This is a genomic window from Litchfieldia salsa (assembly GCF_900104555.1).
Taxonomy (GTDB): domain Bacteria; phylum Bacillota; class Bacilli; order Bacillales; family Bacillaceae_L; genus Litchfieldia; species Litchfieldia salsa.
Map to the genome: position 1 here is coordinate 747,832 of NZ_FNJU01000001.1, position 24,821 is coordinate 772,652.

A 24,821-nucleotide genomic window follows, 5' to 3' on the forward strand; every position below is an offset into this window, starting at 1 on the left:
GCGGTTTCCTAGAACAGTCTTCTAAATTATATATATCGATTAAGCGTTCATTTTGTATTTCATAAAATTGGTTAACTTATTCTTGATTAAGGAATAACTCTAACTTTCCCTTAGCATCTTCATAATTCATACTTAGTCCAGTTAGAAATTCTAGGTTATAGTCACCTTTTGATTGTTGTTTTAATAGTTGAAACACCAATGGCTTCTCATTCTTTAAAACGGTCATCATTTCAATTGTTGGTATCATTGTATCCGATCCTCTATTTTTCATGATCAATTGCCTTAAATAGCTCTTGAAATATGGAATGGATTGTGGGATATCTTTATGTTTTTCTAACAATTTGAAAAACAATTGAATCTGCTTACGCACTTCTTCTTTCTTTGTATTCATTATTCTCTTCCCCCCGTAAAATACGGGTTACCAAATAAACCTATGAGGTAACCCGGCTATCATCGCATTAAAATCAATACTTTAGACCCGTGGTTTTGCGTCCTTACCTTTCGATAAGTTTGCCATTTTCTCTACTTTAGATGTTTTTAGCCATCTATTTACCTATTATACACGACAAAATTCGACTTTCATAGTCAAAAGGTAACAAAGAATTGAATCCACGTTATCAGTAATAAGCAGCTTTTAAGCGAGCTTGATTATCTTCTATTTATTTTAAGTTTCTTTGTTTTTTCATTTACATAAGCATAAATAACTTCCTTGCGATCTAGTCCTTGATCGTCTAGATGTTCCAATAACCAACTTTTTGTTTTTCCTAACAATTTAAGATTTTTCACTTGAATTTTCCCATCAATAATTACTGAAATGGGGAACCCTTCATCATCTATTGAGATTTCCAGATGTTTGACTGTAACGGGGGTGTTTTCAGCTTTTACGATGATACTAACCTCTCCAATTGGTTCAAGTATCGCATAGTCAATATCTGAAATCTTAGGAAACCCTTTACTTCGTAATATAGAGAGTAATTGTGCAACAGATAACCTTGATTTTTCAATATTATCTTCAATGATCTTTCCATCTTTAATCAAGATTGTTGGTTCACCTAGAAAAAAACGATTTCCCCACTGATTCAAAGTTAAAAATCCAAACAAGATATGAAGTCCTACTAGGATGGCAAGTGCAAAAATCGTTGGTAAGAACTCTGTACTTATTAAAGGCTCTGAGGCAACAGTTCCAACAATAATGATGGCAACTAAATCATACGGCGTCATTTGAATGATGGTAGACTTGCCCATTAATCTCATAACAGCAATCGTTACGAGATAAATCACTAATATTTTCAAAAGTAACGTCATTGTGAAACCTCACTATTTTTATTAGTATCATTTCCCAATTGCTCGGAACTATTCTATTTAAGTACAGTAGCTCTACAAAAAAACCACCCAACTGCACGGGTGATTTTGACTTAAACTCTAAAGGATCTCTTTATACATCAATACAACTTCTTCTTTAGTAGGCATAAATGGATTTCCAGGTGCACAGGCATCCTTTAAGGCGTTATCAGCTAACTTTTCAAGATCAACATCGGTTACACCTAATTCAGAAAGTTTGCTAGGGATTCCTACCTCTTTTGATAAGGCCTTGATTGCTTCTATAACTTCTCCGGCACACTCCTCATCTGTTTTACCTACCACTTCTAACCCTACTGCTTTAGCAATTGCTCTGAATTTCTTTGGATCTCTTTTTGCATTTTCACGCTCAACAATCGGCAATAGCATCGCATTACAAACACCATGTGGTAAATCATATACTCCTCCAAGCTGGTGTGCCATTGCATGAACAAAACCTAGACCTGCGTTGTTGAAAGCAATTCCAGCTAAGAACATCACATATACCATTTGTTCTCGTGCTTCTATATCATGGCCATCTTTAACTGCCCTTGGGAGATATTTAAATACCGTTTCAACTGCTGCAAGTGCAGTCGCATCTGTTACAGGAAAAGCTCCAGGTGTAACAATTGCTTCAATCGCATGTGTTAATGCATCAATTCCTGTTGCAGCTGTTAAATCTGCTGGTTTACCAACCATGAGCTCAGGGTCATTTACAGAAATGGTTACTAAACTATTTTTATCAACCATAACCATTTTCACTTGGCGTTCTTCGTCAGTTATCACGTAATTGATTGTATATTCTGCTGATGTTCCAGCTGTTGTATTAATGGCTACAATAGGAACAGATTTGTTTTTTGTTTTCCCTACACCTTCATATTCTTTTACATGACCACCATTTGTTAACACTAGTCCGATTCCCTTTGCTGCATCCTGTGGTGAACCCCCACCAACAGATACAATAAAATCACAACCACTGTCTTTATAAGAATCTACACCATCATGAACATTCACAGTTGTTGGATTAGGCTTCACTTGATCATATACTTGATACTCAACTCCAACACTGTCTAGTACCGAAAGAACCTTACCAACAATTCCACTTTTATTTAAAAATCTATCAGTTACTACAAATGCTTTTTTAAAACCTAGATCTTGAATAAATGGTCCTACTTCATTTAGGCATCCTCTTCCCATTAAATTTGTACTTGGTACATATACTACGCGTCCCATACATATGCTCTCCCTTTTTTAAGATTGTTCAATCTTTCACATATTTTTCGATTAATCAAGAGAGACATATAAAGCCTCTCTTTTCTTTGATGTAAATTATATAGTAAGTACTCCTTCAATTGGAGTAACACCAAAGGCCTTCGCTAAATCTGCAAGTTCTTGATCTGTTATCACTTGCTTTACTCCACCTTGATGAGAATGAATAAGTGTATAAATTTGAGCAGCTTTTTCAGCTGTTTCAATTAAACCAAAAGTCTCATCCATTGTAGTGCCTGCACCGAATATTCCATGAAATGGCCAAATGACCAATCTGTGATCAAGCATCTTTTCAGCTGTACACTGTCCAATCTCATCAGTACCAGGTACCATCCAAGGTAAAATTCCTAAGCCATCTGGGAAAACGACAATACATTCTGTACACATTTGCCAAAGTGTTTTCGTAAAGCTTTTCTCATCTAATTCATGAGTAAATGTCATTGCAAGAATGTTTGTTGCGTGGTTATGCATGATAATTCGGTGGTTTTTATCGACCTTTAACCGTGCAATATGACTCATGAAGTGAGAAGGTAATTCACTAGTCGGTTTCCCATCATTTTCAAGTCCCCATAAGATATCAATAGAATTCCCTTTTCCATCTACACGAATAATACCTAGGCAATCTCCAGGATTGTCTTTTACATTTTTAAAGTACTTGCCAGATCCAGTGACAATAAAGTATTGGTTAGCTAGTTCTGGGACAGGGAACTCTAGAATTGCTGTGCGAACTTTGTCTTTAATATCCAAGAATGGTGTTACTTCTTCTTCTTTTAAAAGATAGCTTATATTCCCACCATTACGTTCATCCCAACCAAGTGTCCACATATTATAAGTGGCTGCCATCATTTCTTGTACGAAAGGTGCTGCCAATAAAGAATCTTTTATCATAAGGTTTTTAATTTCGTTTTCATTAATCATCATGATCTCTCCTTTAGAGTATCGTATTGGTTCACATTAATGCTATTTGTGATTTACCTCTTAAAACTTATTGATATCTTATACTTATATAATACAAAGTAAATAAAGAAAAGTAAACATAAATAAAGATTACCATTTTGTTTTATTTTTGTTTATGTCAAATATTTGACACTTTTACAACTTATCCCTTTTGTATTATTTGTTTTTTCTTTGAAAAAGAAAGTAACAATTTAACAAGGGGATGTTGATTTCCACTCCAGGTATGTGCTTTCCGCGGGGCAGGTGATGAGCCTCCTTTATCTTACGGTCTCATGGGATATCCTTCGCATCCCGCAGGAGTCACATACCTTCCGTTCCAATCAACGAGCTCGATCAAATTAAATAAGTTTTAAAACAACAATCTTTTTGAAAAGAGCCTTTTTAAAAAACAAAAAAACTAGATCAATGACCTAGTTTTTCTTTAGTATCTTCTTTATGAGCGTTTTGACAAAACCTCTGCTTCATAGCTTTTAACATCCTCTAGCCATGATTCCTTAACAGGTACACCCATTTGCTCACAATAGTAATCCCAAATCGCGCCAAATGGATATGTTTTGAATTCCTCCATTAATGCTAGTCGTTCTGTAAAATTACCTTCTTCTTGTAATTGCTTCAAGTATTCATTTGGTGTAAGCATTGCAGCTAATAAAGACTTAATCATATTTCTTGTTCCAATCGTCCAAGCAGCAATTCTGTTAATACTTGCATCAAAGAAATCTAACCCAATCATAACTTTATCAAGTGCATCATTACGGACAATTTCTAATGCAATTTCTTTAAGTTCATCGTCTAAAATGACAACATGATCGCTATCCCAACGGACTGGTCTTGAGACATGTAAGGCAACCTTGTCACTGTATAGTAACATCGATGAAATTTTGTTTGAAACCATTTCAGTTGGATGATAATGCCCTGTATCAAGTAAACATAACTTATTATTTTTTAATGCATACCCCAAGTAAAATTCATGTGATCCAACAACATATGACTCTGATCCAATTCCAAACAACTTACTTTCAACAGCATCGACATTATACTTTTCATCAATTTCTACTGCGAAAATTTTATCTAGTGATTCCTTTAATCTTTTTCTAGGTGTTAATCGGTCACTTGGGATATCTTTATATCCGTCAGGAATCCACACATTTGTTAAGCATGTTGTGCCTAATTCTTTACCAAAGTGTTCTGCAATTTTTCGACTAGCAATACAGTGGTTAATCCAGAATTCTCTAATCTCTTCATTCGGATGTGACAATGTAAGTCCATCCTCAGCTTTCTCATGGGAAAATAATGTTGGATTAAAGTCTAACCCTAAACCTTGCTCCTTTGCCCAGTTCAGCCAATTTTCAAAATGCTTAGGTTCAAGTTGATCTCTCTCGACTACTTCCCCATTTGTTTCCGCGTAGATTGCATGTAAGTTCACTCGATGTTTACCTGGTATCAATGATAATGCTTTTTCTAGATCTTGGCGTAACTCATCTGGTGTTCTTGCTTTACCAGGATAATTACCAGTTACATCAATTCCACCAGATAACTCACTCTGATTTACCTCAAATCCTCCTACATCATCACCTTGCCAACAATGAATTGAAATCGGAACTTTCTTCAATTGTGCTAATACCTCATCAACATTGATTCCCCATTTTTCATATTGTTTTTTTGCATATTCAAAATTCTCTTGGATTGTCATCTATTCTCTTCCTTTCACTGCCTATATTTAATTTGCATATGTTTTTTTATGTGTGTATTTTTTTATCTCAAATGATTTTTTAATAACCATTCTTGCTTCATTAATGTCATCTATTTCACCAAGTGACATTAATTGTGCAACAATGTTTCCGATGGCTGTCGCTTCAACCGGTCCAGCATAAACTTCTTTCTTTGTCACATCTGCAATCAGTTGATTGAGCATTTCATTTTGACATCCGCCACCAATGACATTAATTCTCGGAAACTCTTTTTCATAGATTTCTTCAATTTCACCGATGGCTTGCTGATAGCTAAAAGCTAAACTATCGAAAACACATTTGGCGACTTCTCCAGGCGTTGAAGGAATTGTTTGGTTTGTTTCAGCGCAATACTTTTGCAGCTCTTCAATCATGTTTTCTGGCTTCAGGAATCGATCCTCATCAACATTAACCGTTGATGTAAACCCAATCGCTTCATTTGCTAATTCAACGAATTCAGCGAATGAATACTGGTCATTGTAATTCCTCTTAACTTCCTGAATCATCCATAGCCCCATTATGTTCTTTAAGAAACGGTAGCGATAATCCATTCCACCTTCATTTGTGAAATTATAGTCAAGTGCCTTTGTAATACAGATTGGAAAATGGTTCTCTACTCCGATTAATGACCATGTTCCAGAGCTAATGTAAATCGTGTCGGTCACTTCAGGCACTGAGATGACCGCTGAACCAGTATCATGTGTAGCAGGTAAGACTACTTTCATATCAAATCCAAACTCTGAAACTAGCTCTTCCTTTAGGTTACCTAAGACGGTCTTAGGCATTTTTATTTCATGAAACATCTCTTTATTGATACCTAATGTATCTAGTAAACTACCGTCCCACTTTTTCGTGAATGCATTCACTAATTGTGTCGAAGTAGCATTCGTATATTCATTCGCCTTTTTTCCAGTAAGTAAGTAATTAAAGTACTCAGGAATCATTAAAAAGGATTGGGCTCTTTCTAGAATTTCCGGGTGTGTTTGTTTCAAGGAATATAGTTGATAGATTGTATTGAATTTTTGAAACTGTATCCCTGTCTCTAAATACAAACGCTCTTTGGAAATCGTTTTAAAAACTTCTTCCATCATCCCATCTGTTCTAGCATCCCGATAAGCAACAGCATCTGTCAGTAATTCATTGTTTTCATCTAATAAAACAAAATCAACCGCCCATGTATCAATTCCGATACTATCTGGTTTAATTCCTTTTTCCTTACACTTTTTGATTCCCGTTTTGATTTCATTGAATAGCTTGTCAACTTCCCAGCAGAAATGTTGTCCTTTACGAACAATTTGGTTTTCAAACCGGTGAATTTCTTCAAGTATTAGTTTGCCATCATTAAGATACCCAATAATCAAGCGACCACTTGATGCACCAATATCAACTGCTAAACTATATTTCGTCATGATTACACCTCTCACTTGTAAGCGTTTGCTATAAATTAATCATAACTTATCAATCTTCCATTTTTAATGTCTTGAATCATCTTATTTATTGTCCTTATTTGCCAAGAGTATTACAAGACCACCGATATCTAACAATAATAAAAAAACATCTGCCGCTATTGACTTGGCAGATGTTCTCTATACTGTTTAGGTGTTTGTCCGTATTTGTTCTTAAATATACGATAAAAGTAACTGATATTATCATAACCAACTTGTTCGATAATAGAGGTTATTGGTAGATTTGTACTTTCTAATAGTTCCTTAGCTTTCCCCAAACGTTTTTCTTGAAGAAGCTCTTTGAATGTGTAGCCAGTAGACTTTTTTATGTATTTACTTAATGAGTAGTGTGGAAGGTGTAGCTGTTCGGCAAGTTCATATAGTGACGCTTGTTGAAAGTGTTCTTCAATATACTTTAACGATTCAACAACGATAAAATGATGGGAGGAATCTTCTTTCGTTAGCGTGATTTTATCGGAATGTTTAATGAGATTAAGTAATAATAGACCCATATAGAGCTTACTCGTTGAATCTGACAGAAATGATGGGTACATAAGATCATGAATAATTTTCTTAATAAGATCTTGAATCTCTTCTACTTCTGCTACAGCGAAATAAAGAAACTGACCGTTTTGCGTATTATTATAAATGCTATTAATAATGAAGTCGCTTATTATATTATCTGAGGATAAGTACGTAAAGATGAATTCAAAAAATTGTGGTTGAATAATAAAATTTAAGATAATGTCCTCTTTTGCACAAGCAGCGATTTCATGTTCAATATGTTGATTTAAAAATAATAAGTCACCTTGGGTTAAATGAATCGTTTCATTACCAACCTTTTGAGTAAGTGATCCCTGATACACATAGTTAATTTCAATATAATTGTGCCTATGCTTTGGAAAGTCGATAAACCTAGTATGTTTACGGACCATAATCATCTTTTCCTTGCTAAGAAACTTCTCACTCTCGATGATAAAATGGTTTTGACTTGTATAAATATCTTTTAAAACTGCATTTTTCTTTTCTAATATCGCTTTTTCTTCATCTGTTATTTCCATTAATTCCTCTAGTAAATTTGGCATAATCGTACACACCTCACATTCCTTTAACTTTATTTTATCTCATTCTTTCAAAACATGACAAACGCGTTAGAGATCTCAAAAATGATTTTAAGATCTCTAACGCGTTTGTGAGTGTTAATCTACTAGTTTTATTTGAATATTTTTCTCCTTTAACTCTTCGATAAACTTCCCTGGTATGTTTGAGTCTGTCAGAATTTGATCCACTTGATCTAGTCCCGCTACTTGAACAAAAGTACGAACTCCAAACTTTGTTGAATCAGCCATTAAAATGGTTTCATCCGCTATATTCATCATCTGTTGCTTCAGTAGTGCCTGCCATTCATTTGAATCACTAAGTCCTGCATCCAAGTGTACACCCTTACAAGATATAAATGCTTTATTGACATGGTACATTTGCAGTGACCTTTCAGCTAATGGCCCCACATATGAAAGTGATTCTGGCACAAGCATTCCGCCTGTTGAGATAACCTTGATTTGTTCCTTTTTACTTAACTCTAACGCTACTTTGATCGAGTTTGTAATGACTGAAAGCGGCATATCTGGTAATTCCTTTGCCATATACCAAGCGGTTGTACTAGCATCTAATACAATTTGATCACCAGGATAGATTAAACGAACAGCTTCAAGTGCAATTCTTCTCTTCTCTGTTGCATTCATTATTTCTCGTTCTAGAAAAGGAATTTCTGCTTCTTCCTTTTTAATACTCACTGCTCCACCGTGGCTTCGCTGTAGAAGGTTTTCTTTTTCTAATTTCTCAAGGTCTCTACGAATGGTTTCTTCTGTTACACCAAACACTTGACTTAGCTCTGAAACTCTAACACTCAATTTTTCATTGACCAACTCGACTATTTTATGATGTCGCTCAGCTACTAGCAATTTGTACACCCCTAGTTTTCATATAAGTTTGAAAAAAAGGTGGTGGTGTGTCATACACCTATCCCACCTCTTAGTAAAAATACTATATCATATGTTCGATTATCTAGTAAATGCAGCAGGTACACCGCCATCAACAGTAATCATACAACCGGTTGTTTTATCTGCTTTTGAAGAAGCGAAGAATGCAATCGATTCTGCAATATCATTTGGGTAGATATTAACTAACAATGTTGTACGTTTGCGGTAGTGATCCTCTAATTGATCTGGATCTATTCCATATGCAGCCGCACGCTCTTCACGCCATCTTGATCCCCATATTGCAGAGCCTTGAAGTACTGCATCAGGTAAAACAGAGTTTACACGAATTCCAAACTCTCCACCTTCAGCTGCAATACATCTAGCTAAATGTGTTTCAAGTGCTTTTGCTGAACTGTATGCAGATGCATTTTTACCAGCATAAACTGAGTTCTTTGAACCGATAAATACCATATTTCCGCCTATTCCTTGTTGCTTCATTTGGCTGAACGCTTCACGAGCAACTAAGAAATAACCAGTTCCAAGTACATTCATATTTAAATTCCACTCATCTAATGTGGTTTCATCAAATGGACTTGAAGTAGCAAGACCTGCATTATTCACAATGATATCAACCCCACCATATGTAAGAGCAGTTAGTTCAAATGCAGCTTTAACTTGGTCTTCTTTTGTGACATCCATCTTCACAGCAATTGCGCGACCTTCACCATATTGTTCATTAATTTCAGCAGCAACCTTCTGTGCACCTTCAAGGTTTAAGTCAGCAACAACAACATGTGCACCTTCAGACACGAAGCGACGGCATGTTGCACTCCCAATTCCACCAGCACCACCTGTTACAAAAGCAACCTTACGTGAAAATTCTGCTTCAGCTGGAGCAAGTGATAGTTTATAAAGCTCTAGTGGCCAGTATTCAATGTTGTATGATTCATTTTCATTTAGTGATACGAATTCACCTAATGCTGTAGAACCTTTCATTACAGCAATAGCACGGTGATAAAGGGCACCACTTACGTTAGCCATTACTAGATTTTTGCCAGAGTTAATCATTCCTAGTCCTGGAATTAGTATGACTCTTGGTGCTGGCTCAAACATTTTGTCGCCTTCATTTTTATTGCGCTCAAAATAATTTTTATACTCTTCTTTGAAGGTTTCAACACCTGCTTTGATACTGGAAATTAAAGCATCAACGTCTTTTGATTGTGGATCCCAGTCAATGAATAATGGCTTCATTTTTGTATGAACTAAGTGGTCTGGGCAAGCAGCACCTACTTGTGATAAGTCCTTTGCATTTAAACTGTTTACAAATTGAAGGACATCTTCACCATTATCATATGTTAACAGCATTTTCTTTTCGTCACTTACAGCCCCACGAATAACAGGCATTACTTGAGCCACAATGCTTCTTGCTTCTTCTTCTGATAATGATTGATATTTTGCTCCACCGAACGTTTTTGACTCGTCTATTTTACTAGTAATATATTGTTCTGCTTCATTAATAATTGAAATTGTTTTTTCATAACTTTCCTCTGCAGTGTCACCCCAAACGACTAAACCATGCTTTTCCATCAATACTAACTCTGCATTCGGGTTATTTTTAACACCTTCAGCAATCATTTTTGATAGTGTAAAGCCTGGACGTACATATGGTACCCAAACAAAGCGATTACCGTAAATCTCTTCTGCAATTTGACGACCATTATCTGCACAACAAAGGCTAATAATTGAGTCAGGATGTGTGTGGTCTACGTGCTTATATGGTAAAAATGCATGTAATAATGTCTCAATGGATGCACGTGGATGTTTGCTGTCAATCATGCAATGTGCTAAATATGCAACCATTTCTTCATCAGGCATTTCATCGCGTTCAATAAGAGGCTTAATATCTTCTAAATTAAGTCCTGTGAAATTATGCGCTTTCATTGTTGCTAAATCTGATCCACTACCTTTAACCCACATCACTTCTACATCACGGCCACGGAAGTCTTTTTCAACTGTCTTCATTGATGTATTGCCGCCACCCCAGTTACAAACAGCACGATCTGTACCAATTAAATTCGAACGATATACTAACTCATCTACCCCTTTAGATAAGCTTGCTGCTTTTTCTGATTCCCATAAGCTTTTTACCATTATTCATTCCCCCATCTTTAATCACTTTTGATAAATCAACATAAACATTTGTTTTCTTCTGTTTTTATTCTACAACATGTTTGTTTGTTTTGGAATACTTTTTTGAACATTTTGTGTCATTTTTGTTTTCCTTTGAAAAAGAGATATATTCAAAGGCCACCGCAACTAAGCAGTAGCCTTCACCTTATTTATCATTCACAATAATATAAGAAGCCTTCACTGGACCGTGAACCCCAACAACTAGATTCAGTTCAATATCCGCACTATTACTTGGTCCTGAAATAAAGTTTACGCAAGAAGGCACTAACTCCCCAGCCTTTACTAAATTACTTATATGTTTTGTTGCTTGTGTCATCCTTGGAACAATTGTACTCTTTGGAATGATTGCTATATATGTTTTAGGAAGAAGACTTACTGACCTTCCCTTATCAGCATCACTGAATAAAACGACCGTACCTGATTCTGCGAGTGTCATATCACTGAATGTGATTCCGACATCTGCCTTTTCTGCTTGTATAATATTTTCATGGCCGACCGAAAGATCCCACTTATGGACTTCCTTTCCCTCAGAGGTAAGCTGCTCAAACAAATATTGCTCCACCCCATAGTCAGCAAAGCGTTTGTCATTCCATGTAATAACTGAACTTGCTTCATATTGCTCTAAGATTGCATCAATTTTGTCTTTTAAGCTAGAAGTATCCACCTCAAATACTTGAGTATGAATGACCTCACATTGTTTTTTCAATACATCAACAAGTTCATCCTGTGATGCATCTTTCAATACATTCCACTGTGGTTGTCGTTTCCAAGTTGGCTTTATAACTGCCTCTGTTCTTCGTTCACGGCCAAGCTTTGCTGCAACATTTGCTAAAAACTGGTCTTTATGATAAATTTGCCCCTTTTCCATGAATCACTGCTCCTCCTTTCGATTAGCTTTAAACCAATCTCTAAATCTATCTTTTGTTGGTGCAGGAAAATCACGTACATCTGTCCATGGCTTCATTGGACCTGGTCCCTTTTTAATCGAATGATTTTCTGTAAAGGGAGACATAACTGCATTTGCTGATTTCGTTCCAGCCTTATAAAGAGTTGGAGTACTTGCTGCAAGCTGGTAGCCTTTCATTGCTAGCTTCTCCCCAAAGCTTGATTTACCCTCATCTTCAACAATTTTTCGACGGTGTTTAATTAGGAGTTCATGCAATGGTATTTTCACTGGACATGCATCTGTACATGCCGCACATAGTGATGATGCATATGGTAATTCTTTATAATCCTCATACCCGCCTAAAAGGGGTGTTAGTACGGCACCAATTGGCCCCGGATAAATAGAACCATACGAATGACCACCAATATGACGATAAACAGGACACACATTAATACAGGCTGCACAACGAATACAATGGAGTGCACTTTGGAATTCGGTACCTAGTATGTTTGAACGCCCGTTATCAACAATGACAAGGTGAAATTCCTCTGGTCCATCAATATCCCCTTCATCCTTTGGACCTGTTAATCCAGTAATATAGCTCGTTAACTTTTGTCCTACCGCACTACGACATAACAAGCTTACTAATATATCAAGCTCTTCCCAGGTAGGGACAATTCGCTCCATTCCCATTACAGTTATCTGTGTTTTTGGGAGAGTGGTTGCAAGCCTAGCATTCCCTTCATTTGTTACTAAACTAAATGAGCCGGATTCCGCAACTGCGAAATTACATCCTGTGATTCCAACATCCGCACTTAAAAATTCTCCACGTAGCTGCTCTCTAGCAAATAAGGCAAGCTCCTCTGGAATTTCTGATTTATCATAGCCCTTTTTTTCTTTGAAAGTATCTCTAATTTGTTCTTTATTTTTGTGAAGTGCAGGTACAACAATGTGTGAAGGTGGATCATGATCATCCAACTGAAGGATATACTCACCCAAGTCTGTTTCAATAACCTCACATCCAGCTTGCTCAAGTACTTCATTTAAATTAATTTCCTCAGTAACCATGGATTTTGATTTTACAATCTTTTTAGCATTTTTATCTTTAACAACCTTTGAGATATAGTCGTTTGCTTCCTGTGCCGTCTCTGCGAAAAAAACATGTCCGCCTCGTTTAATCACATTTTCACTTAATTGATCAAGATAATAATCAAGGTTTTCTAATGTATGATTACGAATCTCCTCACCTAGCTCACGCCATTCTTCCCAATCACCTAGTTCTTCAGTTGCATTCAATCTTCTTCCCTGCATTCGTTCCTGAGCAGACGCAACGGCATTTCTCATAAAGCTATTATTTATTCCATCCTCTACTCGATCAAAAAACTTCTCATTCCCAATCTTCATCGGCATTTCATTTCACCTCACTATTTAACACTTCTGCAATGTGCATTACTTTTATTGGTTTACCTTGTCGAGTGATGCGTCCGCCAATATTCATTAAACAGCCACAGTCTGAACCAATTAAAATCTCTGAACCTGTTTCCTCAATATGCCTTACCTTCTCATCGACCATTTGTTCTGAAATAGGCACCATCTTTACAGAAAAAGTACCGCCAAATCCACAACAGTCATGACTATTTGGAAGCGGTGACATTTTTAATCCTTCTACATTTTCAAGAAGCTTTAATGGAGCTTCTTTAACACCTAATAAACGTGTCATATGACAGGACTTATGATAGGTAGCAGTAGCTTTTAAACTAGCATTCACGTTTTCTACTTTTAATACATCTACTAAAAACTGGGTTAATTCATAGGATTTGTTCGCTAACTTTTCCGCTCTCGCCTTCCATTCTTTATCATCATTAAAAAGATGAGTGTATTCATGAAGCATGGCTACACATGAGCCAGAAGGTGAAACAACATATTCTGAGTTCTCAAAGGTTCGGATCATATGCTTTGCAACTTCCTTTGTTTCTTTATGATATCCACTGTTATATGCCGGCTGTCCACAGCAAGTTTGCTGTTCTGGAAAATGAACCTCGCACCCAACCTTTTCTAATAATTCGACTGTATCTTTACCAACATTTGAATAAAAGATATCTGCAAGACATGTGATAAATAATGAGACTTTCATCTTTGTCCTCCCATTTCTTTATGTTTGATTAATCGGTTTTCACATAATGTTCATATATATTTTACTAAAGTATACAATATTAAAAGTTAAAAAACACCCGTTTTTCTTTATTTTATTGTATTTTTACTTTTATTTATTTTTATTTAGTTGTTTTTATAATAGAGAAAGCCCTAGTGATTGAGTTTTATGGGATATAGTTGAAAGCAAAAAAATGTAATCGACATCATACATTTGCTAAAATAAATAATTGATTCAAATCAATTTAATGTGGTTAGTTTTTAATGAGTTCCATCATTAAAAATGGGTTAGTTAGACAGGCAATTTAACTTTTATTGTGCATACATTACTTCAGAATCTATTGGGAGGTAAGTACAATGATGGAAGAAAGAAAAATAAATGTGGGTAACTATCACATGAATGTACGTTTTTTTAATAATCCTAATGCGCGGGATGTAGTTGTATTAGTTCACGGAATCCCAACCAATTCTCACCTATGGGATTATGTTATTCCTTATCTTGAGAAAAACTATGCCGTTCTAGCTGTGGATATGATTGGTTACGGCAAGTCAGATCGTGGACCTTATTATGATTTAACACTTCCAAAGCAAGCAAACTATATCTTAAATGTCCTAGATCAACTAAACATACCAAGTGCTCATTTTGTTGGACATGATTTAGGTGGAGGCGTTGTTCAGATTTTAGCCGTCACACAACCCACTCGAGTTAAAAGTATCGTAGTCATTGATGGGGTTTGTTATGCTAACTGGCCATTACCAAAAGTAGTCTCAATTCGGTATCCAGTAGCTGAAGAATTTGTGCCATCACCGCTCTTTATTGAACGGATGCTAATAGAAGGGATGTATTATCCTTCTAATCTTTCACCGGAATTACTAAAAAAATTCACGATGCCTTTTGCCACAAAATCAGGCCCTGAAGAACTTCAACAAGCATCGCTTGCTTTAAATCATCACCAAACTGAGGATCTTGTTCCATACTTAAATACAATTAAATGTCCAGCCACGTTTCTATGGGGACAGCATGATCGCTACCTTGTTCCTTACTGGGGCTTAATGCTACACAAAGCAGTACCACAATCTGTCTTTAAGTTAATTCCTAATGCTAGCCATTATTTAATGTTGGATCAGCCTAGCTTAGTTGGAAAAGAGCTATTAGCTCATCTCTCCAAATAATTTTGGGTCAAAGACTATCAAAGAACGATCTAGAATATTCTAGATCGTTCTTTTAATATCTTCCCTTAATGAATCAATCACAACATCAGGTAAATTGGCTGGAATGGTTCTATTTTCTTCAAAAACCCAAGAGTTAACAAGTTCAAGGTCTGATTTGTTAAAAGTAACACTATACTGTTTATCTTTATGAGTAAAATCAGCTGTTACTGATTCCTCTCCATAAAAGTCGTCATCAATAATCATGTTTGTTATTTCATAGGACTTCATAAAGCAACACTCCTTTAATTTCATCTTATCTTGTATAGATTTCACAATTAAAGGTCGTTTATACAGGTAACCTATTTTATGCTCGTCAATTTTTCACTCGATTAACTCTTCCAAACGTTTCATCTGATTCTTAAGATTCTCTTTATCATATGAAGTCAAAGAACTACTATCAACTTTTGCTAAAACAAATCTGCTAAACTCTACCGTCTTCTCTTGTATATCCTCAGTGTTAGAGTCAGCGATTTCCCACAAAGCATCAAACACAGCAGCTAAAATCGAAATATCACGTTGACCATAATGACAGATTTGATAAAACGATGACCGGAGTAACTCCTCAAATGGTCTCTGAGGAATGACTAAAGAAATCCTATTGTCCTCATTATAGAAAGCGATATAATGGGCATCTATTTTACTTGCTCCTTTCAAGCATATCCCTAAATGACGGATACATTCAATTGCTGTATTCGGATCATTAATTCCAGGTGAAATAGCTCTTAAGGCTATCTCTGAAAGCTTTTGTAATCCGAACCCGATATCTTGGTCAGTCGTTCTTTCATGCCCTAGTGTTATTTCATTCAACCTCTTTGGCTGAACGTCCTTACTATGAGCAATGGTTATTAGTTTTTTATTTTTCGAAAGGAAGCTGCCAATAGGATATTCAACCTTAATATAATACCCCTGTTGAATGGCTTCTTTCGAAAGCACATCTTCATTAATTAATTGTATGTATCCAAATTTATCATTACAAAAAGTAGTCCTCTCTGATAATTCCACAGGTGCTGGAGGAGGTACATCTAAAATTGAGATTCTGTCGTTATTCTTTATATGATTCACTTTTTCACCAATGGTTTCTAGTACATCCTTTGCTAACTGCTCAATTAATCTACTGACTTGAACAGAACTGGCGACATGATGGATAAAGTAAGCAAAAACCACCACACAAACTAAAGCAATTAACACTCCTATTGAAGCTGCGACTACAAAATTATCAACGGAGCCTTCCCTCATAAAAAGTAACGAAAAAATAGAGTAAACAAATCCACCGATAAACACGCCCAGCACTCGCATTGTTACTGGATCACGAATAAAGTTTTGGAGAGTTCGAGGTGAAAATTGAGAAGAATAGGTGGTAAGTACAACCATTATCGTTGAAAAGGTAATTGTCGTCATCGTCAGAAGTGAACCCGCAATGGTACTTAACATTTCTTGTGCCAAATTCACATTAACTAACAATATCCTGGGCAAAACTGAGTCTGAATCATTTAATAAGTACATATCAATAAATATGACGACCACAGCGAGAGCAAAAGCGATAAATGCGTATAATGAAGGAATTAACCATATGCTATTTTTGATTCTAAGTATCATTTTATTGATCATAATAAGCCCCCCATCAACCACTAGTCATACCCTCATCGTACCCTTGTTTGAATGTAGGTAAACTTTCATATCAGTTAACAAACAGTAGGTTTACAGTTTTCCGGAAGAGAAAAGGACGAACTCCGATTATAAGTATCGTCCTTTAACAGATTATTTAAAATAATTTCTTATATTTCTTCAATTGCCGCAATTGCTACATTATTAAAAAGATCTGCATAGATATTTTTAAATGGCTTTTGATGATCGATTTCAACAGATAAATATACGGTTACTATGTCATAGATTGGGTCCGCACAGAAAAAGACGCCCGCTGCTCCCCAATGTGAAAATGCATTTGGAGAAAACAGGTCACCACCGTCCATTTTTGTGCCGTTAATTGACCAACCATATCCCCAATATGCTTCTGGAAAAACCTCATCTCGATATTCTGATGAAACTCCTGGTATTTGATTAGTCGTCATGGCTACAACGGAAGCCGGGCTTAAAATACGTTTCCCATCAAAACTGCCTTTATTTAAAAACATTTGTGCGAATTTGGCAAGATCCATTGCTGTCGAATAAAGCCCACCAGCTGCTGATGTCGAATCCAAATGGCGTTCTTGTAATAACCATTCTGCACACAAGTCATTTGGAGAACGTTTCACAACACGACTTCTTTCTTCTAATGGTACATAAAAATAACTGTCACTCATCCCAAGTGGATTGAATACTTTTTCTTTCACATATCCCTCAAATGACATCCCACTTACTCTTCGAATGATTTCACCCAGTAACTGATAACCATAACTTGAGTAGGACATAGCTGTTCCAGGCTTTTTCCATAATGGTGTATCATAGCCTAAAAATAACCACTCATGAGTAGCTGGGTCTTGCGTATCTTCACAAGGTGGAATGACTGCTGTTATCTTTTTTTGGTCCATATGGGCATACAATTCATCATCTCGAATACCAGACGTATGTGTTAATAAATGGCTAATACGAACTTCCTTCTTCCCTTCACCTTGAAATTCTGGTATGTAGTCAACAACAGGGCGATTTATTCCGATTCTGCCTTCCTCAACAAGAATCATAATACATGTAGCAGTGATTACTTTTGCGATTGAGCACATTGGAAATAATGTGTCGTTTTGTATTAGTGGTGAATTTAGTTCTGGTGTTAGTTTTCCATATGCTTCCTCGTGAATAATCATCCCTTTTCGTGCAACCAAGGTTACTTGAGCAGGTGTTATTCCATCCTCTACTAACCTTTTTGCAACTTCATTGATTACTTCTACTCTTTCTGAAGACATTCCAATTTTTTCAGGCATTTCAATCCTAAGGGTCATCAGCTTTTCCTCCTCATTGAATCATAAAGCTATTACATTCTACAAATTCTTAGTAATACCTTTCAATATTTTCATTTTTTGGTCTATATTTACATTATTTTGTATTTTATTGTAAAATAGTGAAGATATTGCTTTAAAATAGAGGGAAAGGAATAAGAGTTTACTATACATATGAAAATCATACTTAATATGAAGCAAGCTATAATAAAAGCTACCCGTACCACTCATGCAGTTGGTTGGGCGACATTAAAGGAATGGGCAGCTTACAGATCACATATGGCCGTATCAATCATTGTCGGTCCTATATACTTTTTAGTTCAATATTTCATCTGGGACGCCATGTTTGCAAATCGGGAAACTCTTAATGGATTTACATTAGAGGAAATGCTCGTTTATTATGGAGCAATGTCTGTTATTACCTATTTGACCTTTGATTTTGCTGATTGGAATCTACAAATGCTCATTCGCACCGGAAAATACACGACGTTTATTTTGAGACCGGTTTCTCATCGTTTTTTTGCACTATCCCAAAAAATAGGTCACCGTACTTTAGGGTTTTGGCTTGAGTTTTTACCAGTACTACTTATTTATTTGTTTATTTTCAAGATAAATCTTATCCCTCCAGAACCCGGTTGGGCAATCATATCCGTAATCTTAGGGTTTCTAATGACATTTTTACTGAATTATTGTATTGGGCTAACCGCATTTTGGCTTACAAATGCAGGAGGAATTAGAAGAATCTTTTTGTTGATTCGTGATTTATCAGGGGGAATGTTTGTACCACTTACTTTTTTCCCTGATATTGTACAAACGATTTTATTCTTTTTACCTTTCCAATTTATGTTATATGTTCCAGTTCAAGTATTTATCGGAAACTATGAACTAGCAGGTATTTCCTTATCATTGCCACAAATTGTCGGGATACAAGCACTAGCTGTTATTGCTATGTGGGGTGTTTCTGAGGTATTAGTAAGATTAGGAGAAAACAAGTTTACAGGAGTGGGAGTATGATGAAATCAGTTTTCCGATGCTACATCACTGTAATGAAAACGAGACTCTCTGAAAAGATGGCCTACAGAGGGGACTTCTTCATTAGCATGATCATGATGCTGATAGGGGATATGATACTGCCACTAGTCACATATCTTGTTTATCGGACAGGTGCTTCCTTCCCTGGTTGGACTTTAGAAGAAGTTATTGTTATTCAAGGTGTGTTTTTGCTTGCAAAAGGAATTGCTTTCCCTTTTTTCTTCGGTATGATTTCAATGACACTGCAGCAAGTCAGAGAAGGGACATATGATTTTCTCCTTTTAAAACCTAGATCCACATTGTTCTTAACCTTAATATTATCATTTGAACTAAATGATTTTGGCAGACTACTCAGTGGTGGGGTATTATTTGGCATCTCTATATCAATTCTTCCTAAACTAGGGATGACTGAATGGCTACATTTCCTCCTGCTGTTTATTTGTGCAGTGATGGTATTATTTGCGTTTTCACTATTTTTCTCAGGAATTTTATTCAAATGGGTAGGTAGTAGCCGCGTATTTGATATTTTCGATTCAATTTCGATGTTCGGGTTTTATCCTGGTACTATTTACTCTTCAAAGCTTCAACATGTACTTCTCTATATTATTCCGATTTTAATGATTGGTTTTATTCCAGCTGCTACTTTGCTTAACAGACCGATAGATGGACTCATTTATTCTGTAATCTCAAGTCTATTATTGTTAACTGCTGGTCTTTTCTTCTGGCATATGATGCTCAAAAAATATACAAGTGCAGGTGGATAAAATGTTGATTCAAGTACGAGATTTAAAGAAAACATATGTATCATATGAACGTGGCTCTTCATTCATTGATACAATAGCTAGCTTATTCAAACGAAAAACGATTGAGGTCACAGCTGTTAAAGGCTTAGATTTGGATATTGCCAAGGGAGAAATAATCGGATTTCTAGGACCAAATGGAGCTGGGAAGTCTACTACAATCAAAATATTGACAGGCATTCTACATCCGTCCTCTGGAGAAGTTCAAATAATGGGATATACTCCATGGAAGGAGCGGAAAAAGTATGTCATGAACATTGGTGCGGTCTTTGGACAAAAGTCGCAGCTCTTATGGGATACTCCCCCACTTGATGCATTTCATATGAATAAAGCAATCTATGATTTAGAGGAAAAACAGTTTAGAGAAACATTGGATGAACTTGTGGAACTCTTGGATGTTGCTGAAGTCGTTCGCAAACCAACTCGTCAGCTTTCTCTCGGTGAACGAATGAAGTGTGAGTTTATTATGGCTATGCTTCATCGTCCATCTGTCGTGTTCCTTGATGAGCCCACAATTGGTTTAGATATGATTTCAAAGGAAAAAGTTCATTCTTTTATTCAAGAAATGAATCGTAAAGGTGTCACTTTTTTGTTAACCACACATGACTTAGGGGATATTGAAGAACTCGCAAGTAGGATTGTTGTGATTAGTCATGGGGAAAAGGTTTTTGATGATTCAATGACTGTCCTTCGAAACTTTTTAGGTGCCAAAAAGATCGTATATATTCGCACTGATTTCCCTAGTCATTGGAAGGGGATTAATGGAGTTAAAGTTTTAAAACAAGTATCAGCTAATGAAACCGAACTTGAATTAGAAACAGATCAGCTACCATTAAAGGATTTCATACGAATGGTGAATGAACGTTTCACAGTGATTGATATGTCAATTGATACACTACCTATTGAACAGATCATTAAAGAGATCTATAAGAAGAAATAACGTGTACTATGGATGAATTTCAACCTATATAGTTTTTGGGTTTAAAGGAATATTAATGTCTTAAGGAGTATCTTCCAATACGTCACATTGAATAGGTGTCCAAACCTTCTCAAAAACTCATGGAAGACTCCCATTTTATTATCTACCTTATAATTAATTGACCTTCACAAAATGCTCTACCACTGGAAATGGATCATAAAAATGATGTAATAACTCTTTCCATTGCTGATATTCACTAGATTCTCGGAATCCAATTGTATGATCCTCCAGTGTTTCCCACTTTACTAATAATAAATATTTGCCGTCTACCTCTAAACATCGCTGTAATTCGTGAGATATGTACCCCTTCATAGAAGAGATAATATGGGATGCCTTAGCAAAGGCATTTTCATAATCCTGTTCCATTCCTGATTTAACCTGTAGCAAAACAGCTTCTAAAATCATGTTTCATCCTCCTCATTTAAGGCAAGTCAATTTCCTTTTTTCTATAACCTCACTATGGGATCGTTCATAATATGTTCGTAATGCTAAAAGTCTTTTAATCATTTCTTCTGTTGTTTTCTTACTTACATATCCTATCGGAGATATTTGAATCCAATTTTGTTTATTTAAGTAACCACTCTCATAATGAATAAGATAACCATGGATGCTCATATCATCTCCAATGTACTTTGATGGTATATGAACCGGAAGAGGAATGGTTAATATTGTTGGACTAGAGCTTCGTTCATCTGTAAGAATTGGAATATCATTCTCTTTAAGTGCAGAGCGGATGAAATCATATTGTTCTTTTATTCTCTCAAAATGTTTCGTTGTTTCTATTAATTCTAAAGCCATTAGCAGGGCATCTATTAAATTAGATGAGTGGGAGTATGGAACACTTTCATTCTGAAAATAATGTCCAAGGTCTAAATACCCTGGAATACTCATATCTATATCAACTTGATGATGATGAAATACAAATGAAAGTCCAGTGTAAGCCCCGATTGCCTTCCCACTTACTCCAGATGCAAGAAAGACATCCTCTAAACTTATAGGTACACTACCAATTGAACTTATACAATCCACACAAAGCTTTAATTCATTTCCCTTGCAAATCCCCTTTACAAACTCAAGAGAATTTAACATTCCTGTTGATGTCTCACAATGAACCATCCAAACCCATTTAATATCATACCTTTCAAGAACCTTTAAGATGTCATCTTCAACATAACTTTCTCCCCATATCCACTCCAATGCAACGAAATCCACCCCAGCCCGTTCTGCATGAATAACTAGACGTTGACCGAATTCACCATTCACTAGAATCAGGCCTTTTCCTTCTTTTCGCATCTGATTGACAATCACATCGTTAGCAAGACTTCCCGAACCTAATAACACTTGAGAATATTCTGCATTCATCATTTTCGATAATTTCATTTGTACATTAGCTAGTACTGTCCTGAATTTTTGAGAACGATGTGAAACAGGAAATGCTTTCTTTACCCGATCTTCAATTTCCGTCGGCCCAGGTAAAAATGAATATACCTTCGTACCTAACCTTTTTAATATTCCTTTTTCAAAAATTTCTCTTGTCATATACATAGGCTGATACATAGCTGATTCTGTCCCAACTAAATGGTGAAATGGAATAAATCCAATCTGTTCATATAACTTTATTTGCCTAGTTGTTCCAGAAATGACCCCAACATCATAACCGTTTCTTAAACAATAATTTGCTAATAATTGCGATAAACCTAGAAAAATACGACCATTTCGATGTTCCTTTTTGACCGTAAGCAAGCGAATTTCACATGGGCATGTAGACTTAACCGGTAACTGCTCTTCCACCCTTCCTATTTTCTGGTCAATTGAGAACGGGCGTTGATCTCTTACAGCTAGCATTCCGACTAATTGGTCATCCTTCATGCAAATTAAGTATGTATTTTCAGTATGGTATTTATCAATAAGAAGTTTCGATTCTGAACTTGAGTGCTGTGGAATTTCCTCAACAAACGTAGCATAGTTTAGTCTGTGAATTTGATCTAATTCATGTTCTGTTCTTGCTACTTTAAATATAAGTCCCATTCAAACAACCTCCTTTATATTTTGACGATGAGCATAAAGAATAATGATATTAATTAGTACTATAACGAATACTAGAGTCATGTTATAGTCAGAAACCCAAAAGAATAGTGGGCTACAAGTAATACTAATCAGACCTGCATTCGTAAAACTTTTAAATAAAAAATAACAGATTAGAAAAGCACCTAAAATATATAATAAAATAACTGGCTCAATGATTAGTATTCCACCTAGAAAACTAGCAATTCCTTTGCCCCCACTAAATGAAAGTGTGATAGGCCAAATATGACCAATGATTACTAAGAGAAAACCTACTAGTTGGATAAGAATTGAAAACCCTAAATAGTTTCCAACAAGGATCACAATGACTGTTTTACTAACATCTCCTACTAGTGTCAGTAAAAATGCTCCCTTTCCAAGTGTACGACCAATATTCCGTGCCCCTACATTTCCACTACCTTCTGATCGAATATCAATCCTACCTATTACTTTCCCAACTATAAACCCAAACATGACACAGCCAATCAGATATGAAAATAAAAAATAATAGATAATCATCATGACCACACCTCGTTCTAATTACTAGACTTTAATTATCATCTTATCACGATATTAACATTTATATCCAATTTAATAAAAAAACTAGTGGGTTCGCCACTAGCAGTTACGATCGATTTACTTATAAAATCTCTATCTTCTTTTCTCGAATAGTCTTCTCATTCTCAGCAGCTAAATCATATTTTTTTAATAAATGAAAGAGCTCATTTAATACTGTTTGAGAAGGATCTCCGTCAAGTATTTCCTTACATTTAGTATAACTATGACTGGGTAGATAAGCCTTTTGAGAGTTAAGCTTTTTTAAGACATCCTCTAATGAATGATCGAGTTTACATGTACTCATTTGTTAAGCCTCCAATTAAATGATTATTCTCTCTGGATGTGAATATACATTAAATGAAACTCCTCTAATGAATCCAACCGCAGTTATGTTTAAATCAGTTGCAAGTTTAATCGCTAAGTCTGTTGGGGCAGATTTAGATAAGATTATTCCTACTCCAATTTTTGCAGATTTTATTAATATTTCCGAGGAAATTCGACCACTAAAGACAAGAATCTTATCTTTTATTGGTATTTCATTGACCATACAATACCCATAAAGCTTATCTATCGCATTATGTCGCCCAATATCTGAACGACTAACGACAATCTCTTGTGTTGTTGCAAGTGCTGCATTATGGACTCCACCTGTTGTTTTAAACACTTTACTTCCTTCTTGCATACTATTCATTAATTGAATACAGTTCATTGCTGTTACTGTTAGATTAATCATAGAGGTTTTAGCAGTTTTCACATCATTTTGAAAGTAAAACTGTCTGCTCTTACCACAACATGAACCAATAAACCTTTTAGAGAAGTACTTTTGATTAGGAACAATTGGTGTATGCAAATCCACGTAAGCAAATCCCACATCATGGTCTATGATCAACTGTTTAATTTCTTTTTTCATTCTTATAACACCTTCAGAAGCAAGAAAACCGATAACCATTTCTTCAATATGAGTAGGACTACAAACCATTGTTGCAAACTCTTCACTATTGAGGTGAATTGTTAAAGGAAATTCAGTCACTATTTCATCCTCTGTATCTAGTAATTCACTTCCATTGAACTTAATAATTCTTTGTTTCATACTCAGGTTATTCCTCACGTTTAACACCCCATTTTAACAGAGAATTTCATACAATCTCTAAAGGCTCTTCATGCAAAAATAAAAGATTGAAAATTAAAAATAAACAAGTTAAGCTTTATTATATACATTATACTATGACAGAAAATGGATTGTAACCTAATGGCCAAACTTCAACTAAAAAATGATAACGCTTACTAAAGTCTGAGAACTTAAA

Annotated in this window: 24 protein-coding genes and 1 riboswitch; of the genes, 4 read left to right on the forward strand and 20 right to left on the reverse strand. The window is 35.7% G+C overall.

The genetic code is table 11. The features are described 5' to 3' along the window. Window positions 1-76: 76 nt before the first annotated feature. From BLQ56_RS03200 to BLQ56_RS03255, 12 genes are all read right to left on the reverse strand, one after another. Complete coding sequence (locus BLQ56_RS03200; protein ID WP_090849807.1) at window positions 77-391, reverse strand: hypothetical protein; 315 nt, start codon at window positions 389-391, stop codon at window positions 77-79. Between the two features lie 43 nt (window positions 392-434). Further along, window positions 435-525, reverse strand: a riboswitch (cyclic di-GMP riboswitch). A gap of 123 nt (window positions 526-648) precedes the next feature. Further along, window positions 649-1,305, reverse strand: coding sequence for a DUF421 domain-containing protein (locus BLQ56_RS03205; RefSeq protein ID WP_090849809.1), 657 nt, complete (start codon window positions 1,303-1,305; stop codon window positions 649-651). A 117-nt stretch (window positions 1,306-1,422) separates the two neighbouring features. Then, window positions 1,423-2,571: an iron-containing alcohol dehydrogenase gene (locus BLQ56_RS03210; RefSeq protein ID WP_090849811.1), complete on the reverse strand. Its 1,149-nt coding sequence runs from the start codon at window positions 2,569-2,571 to the stop codon at window positions 1,423-1,425. Between the two features lie 96 nt (window positions 2,572-2,667). Then, window positions 2,668-3,525: a rhamnulose-1-phosphate aldolase gene (gene rhaD / locus BLQ56_RS03215; RefSeq protein WP_204381060.1), complete on the reverse strand. Its 858-nt coding sequence runs from the start codon at window positions 3,523-3,525 to the stop codon at window positions 2,668-2,670. A gap of 472 nt (window positions 3,526-3,997) precedes the next feature. Further along, a complete protein-coding gene (rhaA, locus tag BLQ56_RS03220) occupies window positions 3,998-5,254 on the reverse strand; it encodes an L-rhamnose isomerase (RefSeq protein WP_090849813.1) in 1,257 nt (418 codons plus the stop codon). Between the two features lie 27 nt (window positions 5,255-5,281). Continuing rightward, the gene (rhaB, locus tag BLQ56_RS03225) at window positions 5,282-6,700 is read right to left on the reverse strand and encodes a rhamnulokinase (RefSeq protein ID WP_090849815.1); all 1,419 of its coding nucleotides are present in this window, start codon (window positions 6,698-6,700) and stop codon (window positions 5,282-5,284) included. Window positions 6,701-6,855: 155 nt separating this feature from the next. Then, window positions 6,856-7,821, reverse strand: coding sequence for an AraC family transcriptional regulator (locus BLQ56_RS03230; protein ID WP_238457152.1), 966 nt, complete (start codon window positions 7,819-7,821; stop codon window positions 6,856-6,858). A 114-nt stretch (window positions 7,822-7,935) separates the two neighbouring features. Continuing rightward, the gene (locus BLQ56_RS03235) at window positions 7,936-8,697 is read right to left on the reverse strand and encodes a DeoR/GlpR family DNA-binding transcription regulator (RefSeq protein WP_090849817.1); all 762 of its coding nucleotides are present in this window, start codon (window positions 8,695-8,697) and stop codon (window positions 7,936-7,938) included. Between the two features lie 99 nt (window positions 8,698-8,796). Further along, window positions 8,797-10,866: a bifunctional aldolase/short-chain dehydrogenase gene (locus BLQ56_RS03240; RefSeq protein WP_090849819.1), complete on the reverse strand. Its 2,070-nt coding sequence runs from the start codon at window positions 10,864-10,866 to the stop codon at window positions 8,797-8,799. Between the two features lie 184 nt (window positions 10,867-11,050). Then, the gene (locus tag BLQ56_RS03245; protein WP_090849821.1) at window positions 11,051-11,773 is read right to left on the reverse strand and encodes a LutC/YkgG family protein; all 723 of its coding nucleotides are present in this window, start codon (window positions 11,771-11,773) and stop codon (window positions 11,051-11,053) included. Between the two features lie 3 nt (window positions 11,774-11,776). Further along, window positions 11,777-13,201, reverse strand: a complete 1,425-nt coding sequence (locus BLQ56_RS03250; protein WP_090849823.1) for a LutB/LldF family L-lactate oxidation iron-sulfur protein — start codon at window positions 13,199-13,201, stop codon at window positions 11,777-11,779. Window position 13,202: 1 nt separating this feature from the next. Further along, complete coding sequence (locus BLQ56_RS03255) at window positions 13,203-13,925, reverse strand: (Fe-S)-binding protein (RefSeq protein ID WP_090849825.1); 723 nt, start codon at window positions 13,923-13,925, stop codon at window positions 13,203-13,205. A 374-nt stretch (window positions 13,926-14,299) separates the two neighbouring features. Between BLQ56_RS03255 and BLQ56_RS03260 the strand changes: the two genes are divergently transcribed. Continuing rightward, complete coding sequence (locus BLQ56_RS03260) at window positions 14,300-15,115, forward strand: alpha/beta fold hydrolase (RefSeq protein WP_238457153.1); 816 nt, start codon at window positions 14,300-14,302, stop codon at window positions 15,113-15,115. Window positions 15,116-15,154: 39 nt separating this feature from the next. On the opposite strand, the gene BLQ56_RS03265 is transcribed toward BLQ56_RS03260, so the two are convergent. The 3 genes from BLQ56_RS03265 to BLQ56_RS03275 form a co-directional block, all read right to left on the reverse strand. Further along, window positions 15,155-15,382 (reverse strand): hypothetical protein, encoded by a 228-nt coding sequence (locus BLQ56_RS03265; RefSeq protein WP_090849827.1) that lies wholly within the window; start codon window positions 15,380-15,382, stop codon window positions 15,155-15,157. Window positions 15,383-15,475: 93 nt separating this feature from the next. Beyond that, a complete protein-coding gene (locus tag BLQ56_RS03270) occupies window positions 15,476-16,762 on the reverse strand; it encodes a DUF2254 domain-containing protein (protein WP_090849829.1) in 1,287 nt (428 codons plus the stop codon). 167 nt (window positions 16,763-16,929) lie between these two features. Next, complete coding sequence (locus tag BLQ56_RS03275; RefSeq protein ID WP_090849831.1) at window positions 16,930-18,087, reverse strand: serine hydrolase domain-containing protein; 1,158 nt, start codon at window positions 18,085-18,087, stop codon at window positions 16,930-16,932. Between the two features lie 171 nt (window positions 18,088-18,258). Between BLQ56_RS03275 and BLQ56_RS03280 the strand changes: the two genes are divergently transcribed. Genes BLQ56_RS03280 through BLQ56_RS03290 form a run of 3 tightly spaced genes read left to right on the forward strand, consistent with a single transcriptional unit; the run spans window position 18,259 to window position 20,856 of the window. Beyond that, window positions 18,259-19,098, forward strand: coding sequence for an ABC transporter permease (locus tag BLQ56_RS03280; RefSeq protein WP_090849833.1), 840 nt, complete (start codon window positions 18,259-18,261; stop codon window positions 19,096-19,098). After that, window positions 19,095-19,880, forward strand: a complete 786-nt coding sequence (locus tag BLQ56_RS03285) for an ABC transporter permease (RefSeq protein WP_238457154.1) — start codon at window positions 19,095-19,097, stop codon at window positions 19,878-19,880. Before BLQ56_RS03280 ends, BLQ56_RS03285 begins: the two co-directional genes overlap by 4 nt. Before the next feature lie 4 nt (window positions 19,881-19,884). Then, window positions 19,885-20,856 carry an ABC transporter ATP-binding protein gene (locus tag BLQ56_RS03290; RefSeq protein WP_204381061.1) on the forward strand — a complete coding sequence of 324 codons (972 nt, stop codon included), beginning with the start codon at window positions 19,885-19,887 and terminating at the stop codon, window positions 20,854-20,856. 153 nt (window positions 20,857-21,009) lie between these two features. Here BLQ56_RS03290 and BLQ56_RS03295 read toward each other — a convergent pair whose 3' ends face one another. The 5 genes from BLQ56_RS03295 to fdhD all read right to left on the reverse strand — a co-directional run bounded on the left by BLQ56_RS03295 (window position 21,010) and on the right by fdhD (window position 24,607). Continuing rightward, on the reverse strand, window positions 21,010-21,300 hold the full coding sequence (locus BLQ56_RS03295; protein WP_090849838.1) for an antibiotic biosynthesis monooxygenase family protein: 291 nt from the start codon (window positions 21,298-21,300) through the stop codon (window positions 21,010-21,012). 12 nt (window positions 21,301-21,312) lie between these two features. Next, a complete protein-coding gene (locus tag BLQ56_RS03300; protein WP_090849841.1) occupies window positions 21,313-22,923 on the reverse strand; it encodes an aminotransferase class V-fold PLP-dependent enzyme in 1,611 nt (536 codons plus the stop codon). Next, window positions 22,924-23,478 (reverse strand): glycerol-3-phosphate acyltransferase, encoded by a 555-nt coding sequence (locus BLQ56_RS03305; protein WP_204381062.1) that lies wholly within the window; start codon window positions 23,476-23,478, stop codon window positions 22,924-22,926. A gap of 121 nt (window positions 23,479-23,599) precedes the next feature. After that, the gene (locus BLQ56_RS03310) at window positions 23,600-23,821 is read right to left on the reverse strand and encodes a group-specific protein (RefSeq protein ID WP_090849845.1); all 222 of its coding nucleotides are present in this window, start codon (window positions 23,819-23,821) and stop codon (window positions 23,600-23,602) included. A 15-nt stretch (window positions 23,822-23,836) separates the two neighbouring features. Then, window positions 23,837-24,607 carry a formate dehydrogenase accessory sulfurtransferase FdhD gene (fdhD, locus tag BLQ56_RS03315; protein WP_090849847.1) on the reverse strand — a complete coding sequence of 257 codons (771 nt, stop codon included), beginning with the start codon at window positions 24,605-24,607 and terminating at the stop codon, window positions 23,837-23,839. Window positions 24,608-24,821: the final 214 nt, after the last annotated feature.

Bases quoted from the DNA above. Each gene is read 5' to 3' on its own strand.
- BLQ56_RS03210 (WP_090849811.1), bottom strand. From the start codon at position 2,571: ATGGGACGCGTAGTATATGTACCAAGTACAAATTTAATGGGAAGAGGA.
- BLQ56_RS03275 (WP_090849831.1), bottom strand. From the start codon at position 18,087: ATGACCCTTAGGATTGAAATGCCTGAAAAAATTGGAATGTCTTCAGAA.
- BLQ56_RS03255 (WP_090849825.1), bottom strand. From the start codon at position 13,925: ATGAAAGTCTCATTATTTATCACATGTCTTGCAGATATCTTTTATTCA.
- BLQ56_RS03245 (WP_090849821.1), bottom strand. From the start codon at position 11,773: ATGGAAAAGGGGCAAATTTATCATAAAGACCAGTTTTTAGCAAATGTT.
- BLQ56_RS03240 (WP_090849819.1), bottom strand. From the start codon at position 10,866: ATGGTAAAAAGCTTATGGGAATCAGAAAAAGCAGCAAGCTTATCTAAA.
- rhaB (WP_090849815.1), bottom strand. From the start codon at position 6,700: ATGACGAAATATAGTTTAGCAGTTGATATTGGTGCATCAAGTGGTCGC.
- BLQ56_RS03270 (WP_090849829.1), bottom strand. From the start codon at position 16,762: ATGATCAATAAAATGATACTTAGAATCAAAAATAGCATATGGTTAATT.
- BLQ56_RS03205 (WP_090849809.1), bottom strand. From the start codon at position 1,305: ATGACGTTACTTTTGAAAATATTAGTGATTTATCTCGTAACGATTGCT.
- BLQ56_RS03285 (WP_238457154.1), top strand. From the start codon at position 19,095: ATGATGAAATCAGTTTTCCGATGCTACATCACTGTAATGAAAACGAGA.
- BLQ56_RS03280 (WP_090849833.1), top strand. From the start codon at position 18,259: ATGAAAATCATACTTAATATGAAGCAAGCTATAATAAAAGCTACCCGT.
- BLQ56_RS03250 (WP_090849823.1), bottom strand. From the start codon at position 13,201: ATGCCGATGAAGATTGGGAATGAGAAGTTTTTTGATCGAGTAGAGGAT.
- BLQ56_RS03295 (WP_090849838.1), bottom strand. From the start codon at position 21,300: ATGATTTTAGAAGCTGTTTTGCTACAGGTTAAATCAGGAATGGAACAG.
- BLQ56_RS03265 (WP_090849827.1), bottom strand. From the start codon at position 15,382: ATGAAGTCCTATGAAATAACAAACATGATTATTGATGACGACTTTTAT.
- BLQ56_RS03200 (WP_090849807.1), bottom strand. From the start codon at position 391: ATGAATACAAAGAAAGAAGAAGTGCGTAAGCAGATTCAATTGTTTTTC.
- rhaA (WP_090849813.1), bottom strand. From the start codon at position 5,254: ATGACAATCCAAGAGAATTTTGAATATGCAAAAAAACAATATGAAAAA.
- BLQ56_RS03230 (WP_238457152.1), bottom strand. From the start codon at position 7,821: ATGCCAAATTTACTAGAGGAATTAATGGAAATAACAGATGAAGAAAAA.
- fdhD (WP_090849847.1), bottom strand. From the start codon at position 24,607: ATGAAACAAAGAATTATTAAGTTCAATGGAAGTGAATTACTAGATACA.
- BLQ56_RS03305 (WP_204381062.1), bottom strand. From the start codon at position 23,478: ATGATTATCTATTATTTTTTATTTTCATATCTGATTGGCTGTGTCATG.
- BLQ56_RS03260 (WP_238457153.1), top strand. From the start codon at position 14,300: ATGATGGAAGAAAGAAAAATAAATGTGGGTAACTATCACATGAATGTA.
- BLQ56_RS03300 (WP_090849841.1), bottom strand. From the start codon at position 22,923: ATGGGACTTATATTTAAAGTAGCAAGAACAGAACATGAATTAGATCAA.
- BLQ56_RS03310 (WP_090849845.1), bottom strand. From the start codon at position 23,821: ATGAGTACATGTAAACTCGATCATTCATTAGAGGATGTCTTAAAAAAG.
- rhaD (WP_204381060.1), bottom strand. From the start codon at position 3,525: ATGATTAATGAAAACGAAATTAAAAACCTTATGATAAAAGATTCTTTA.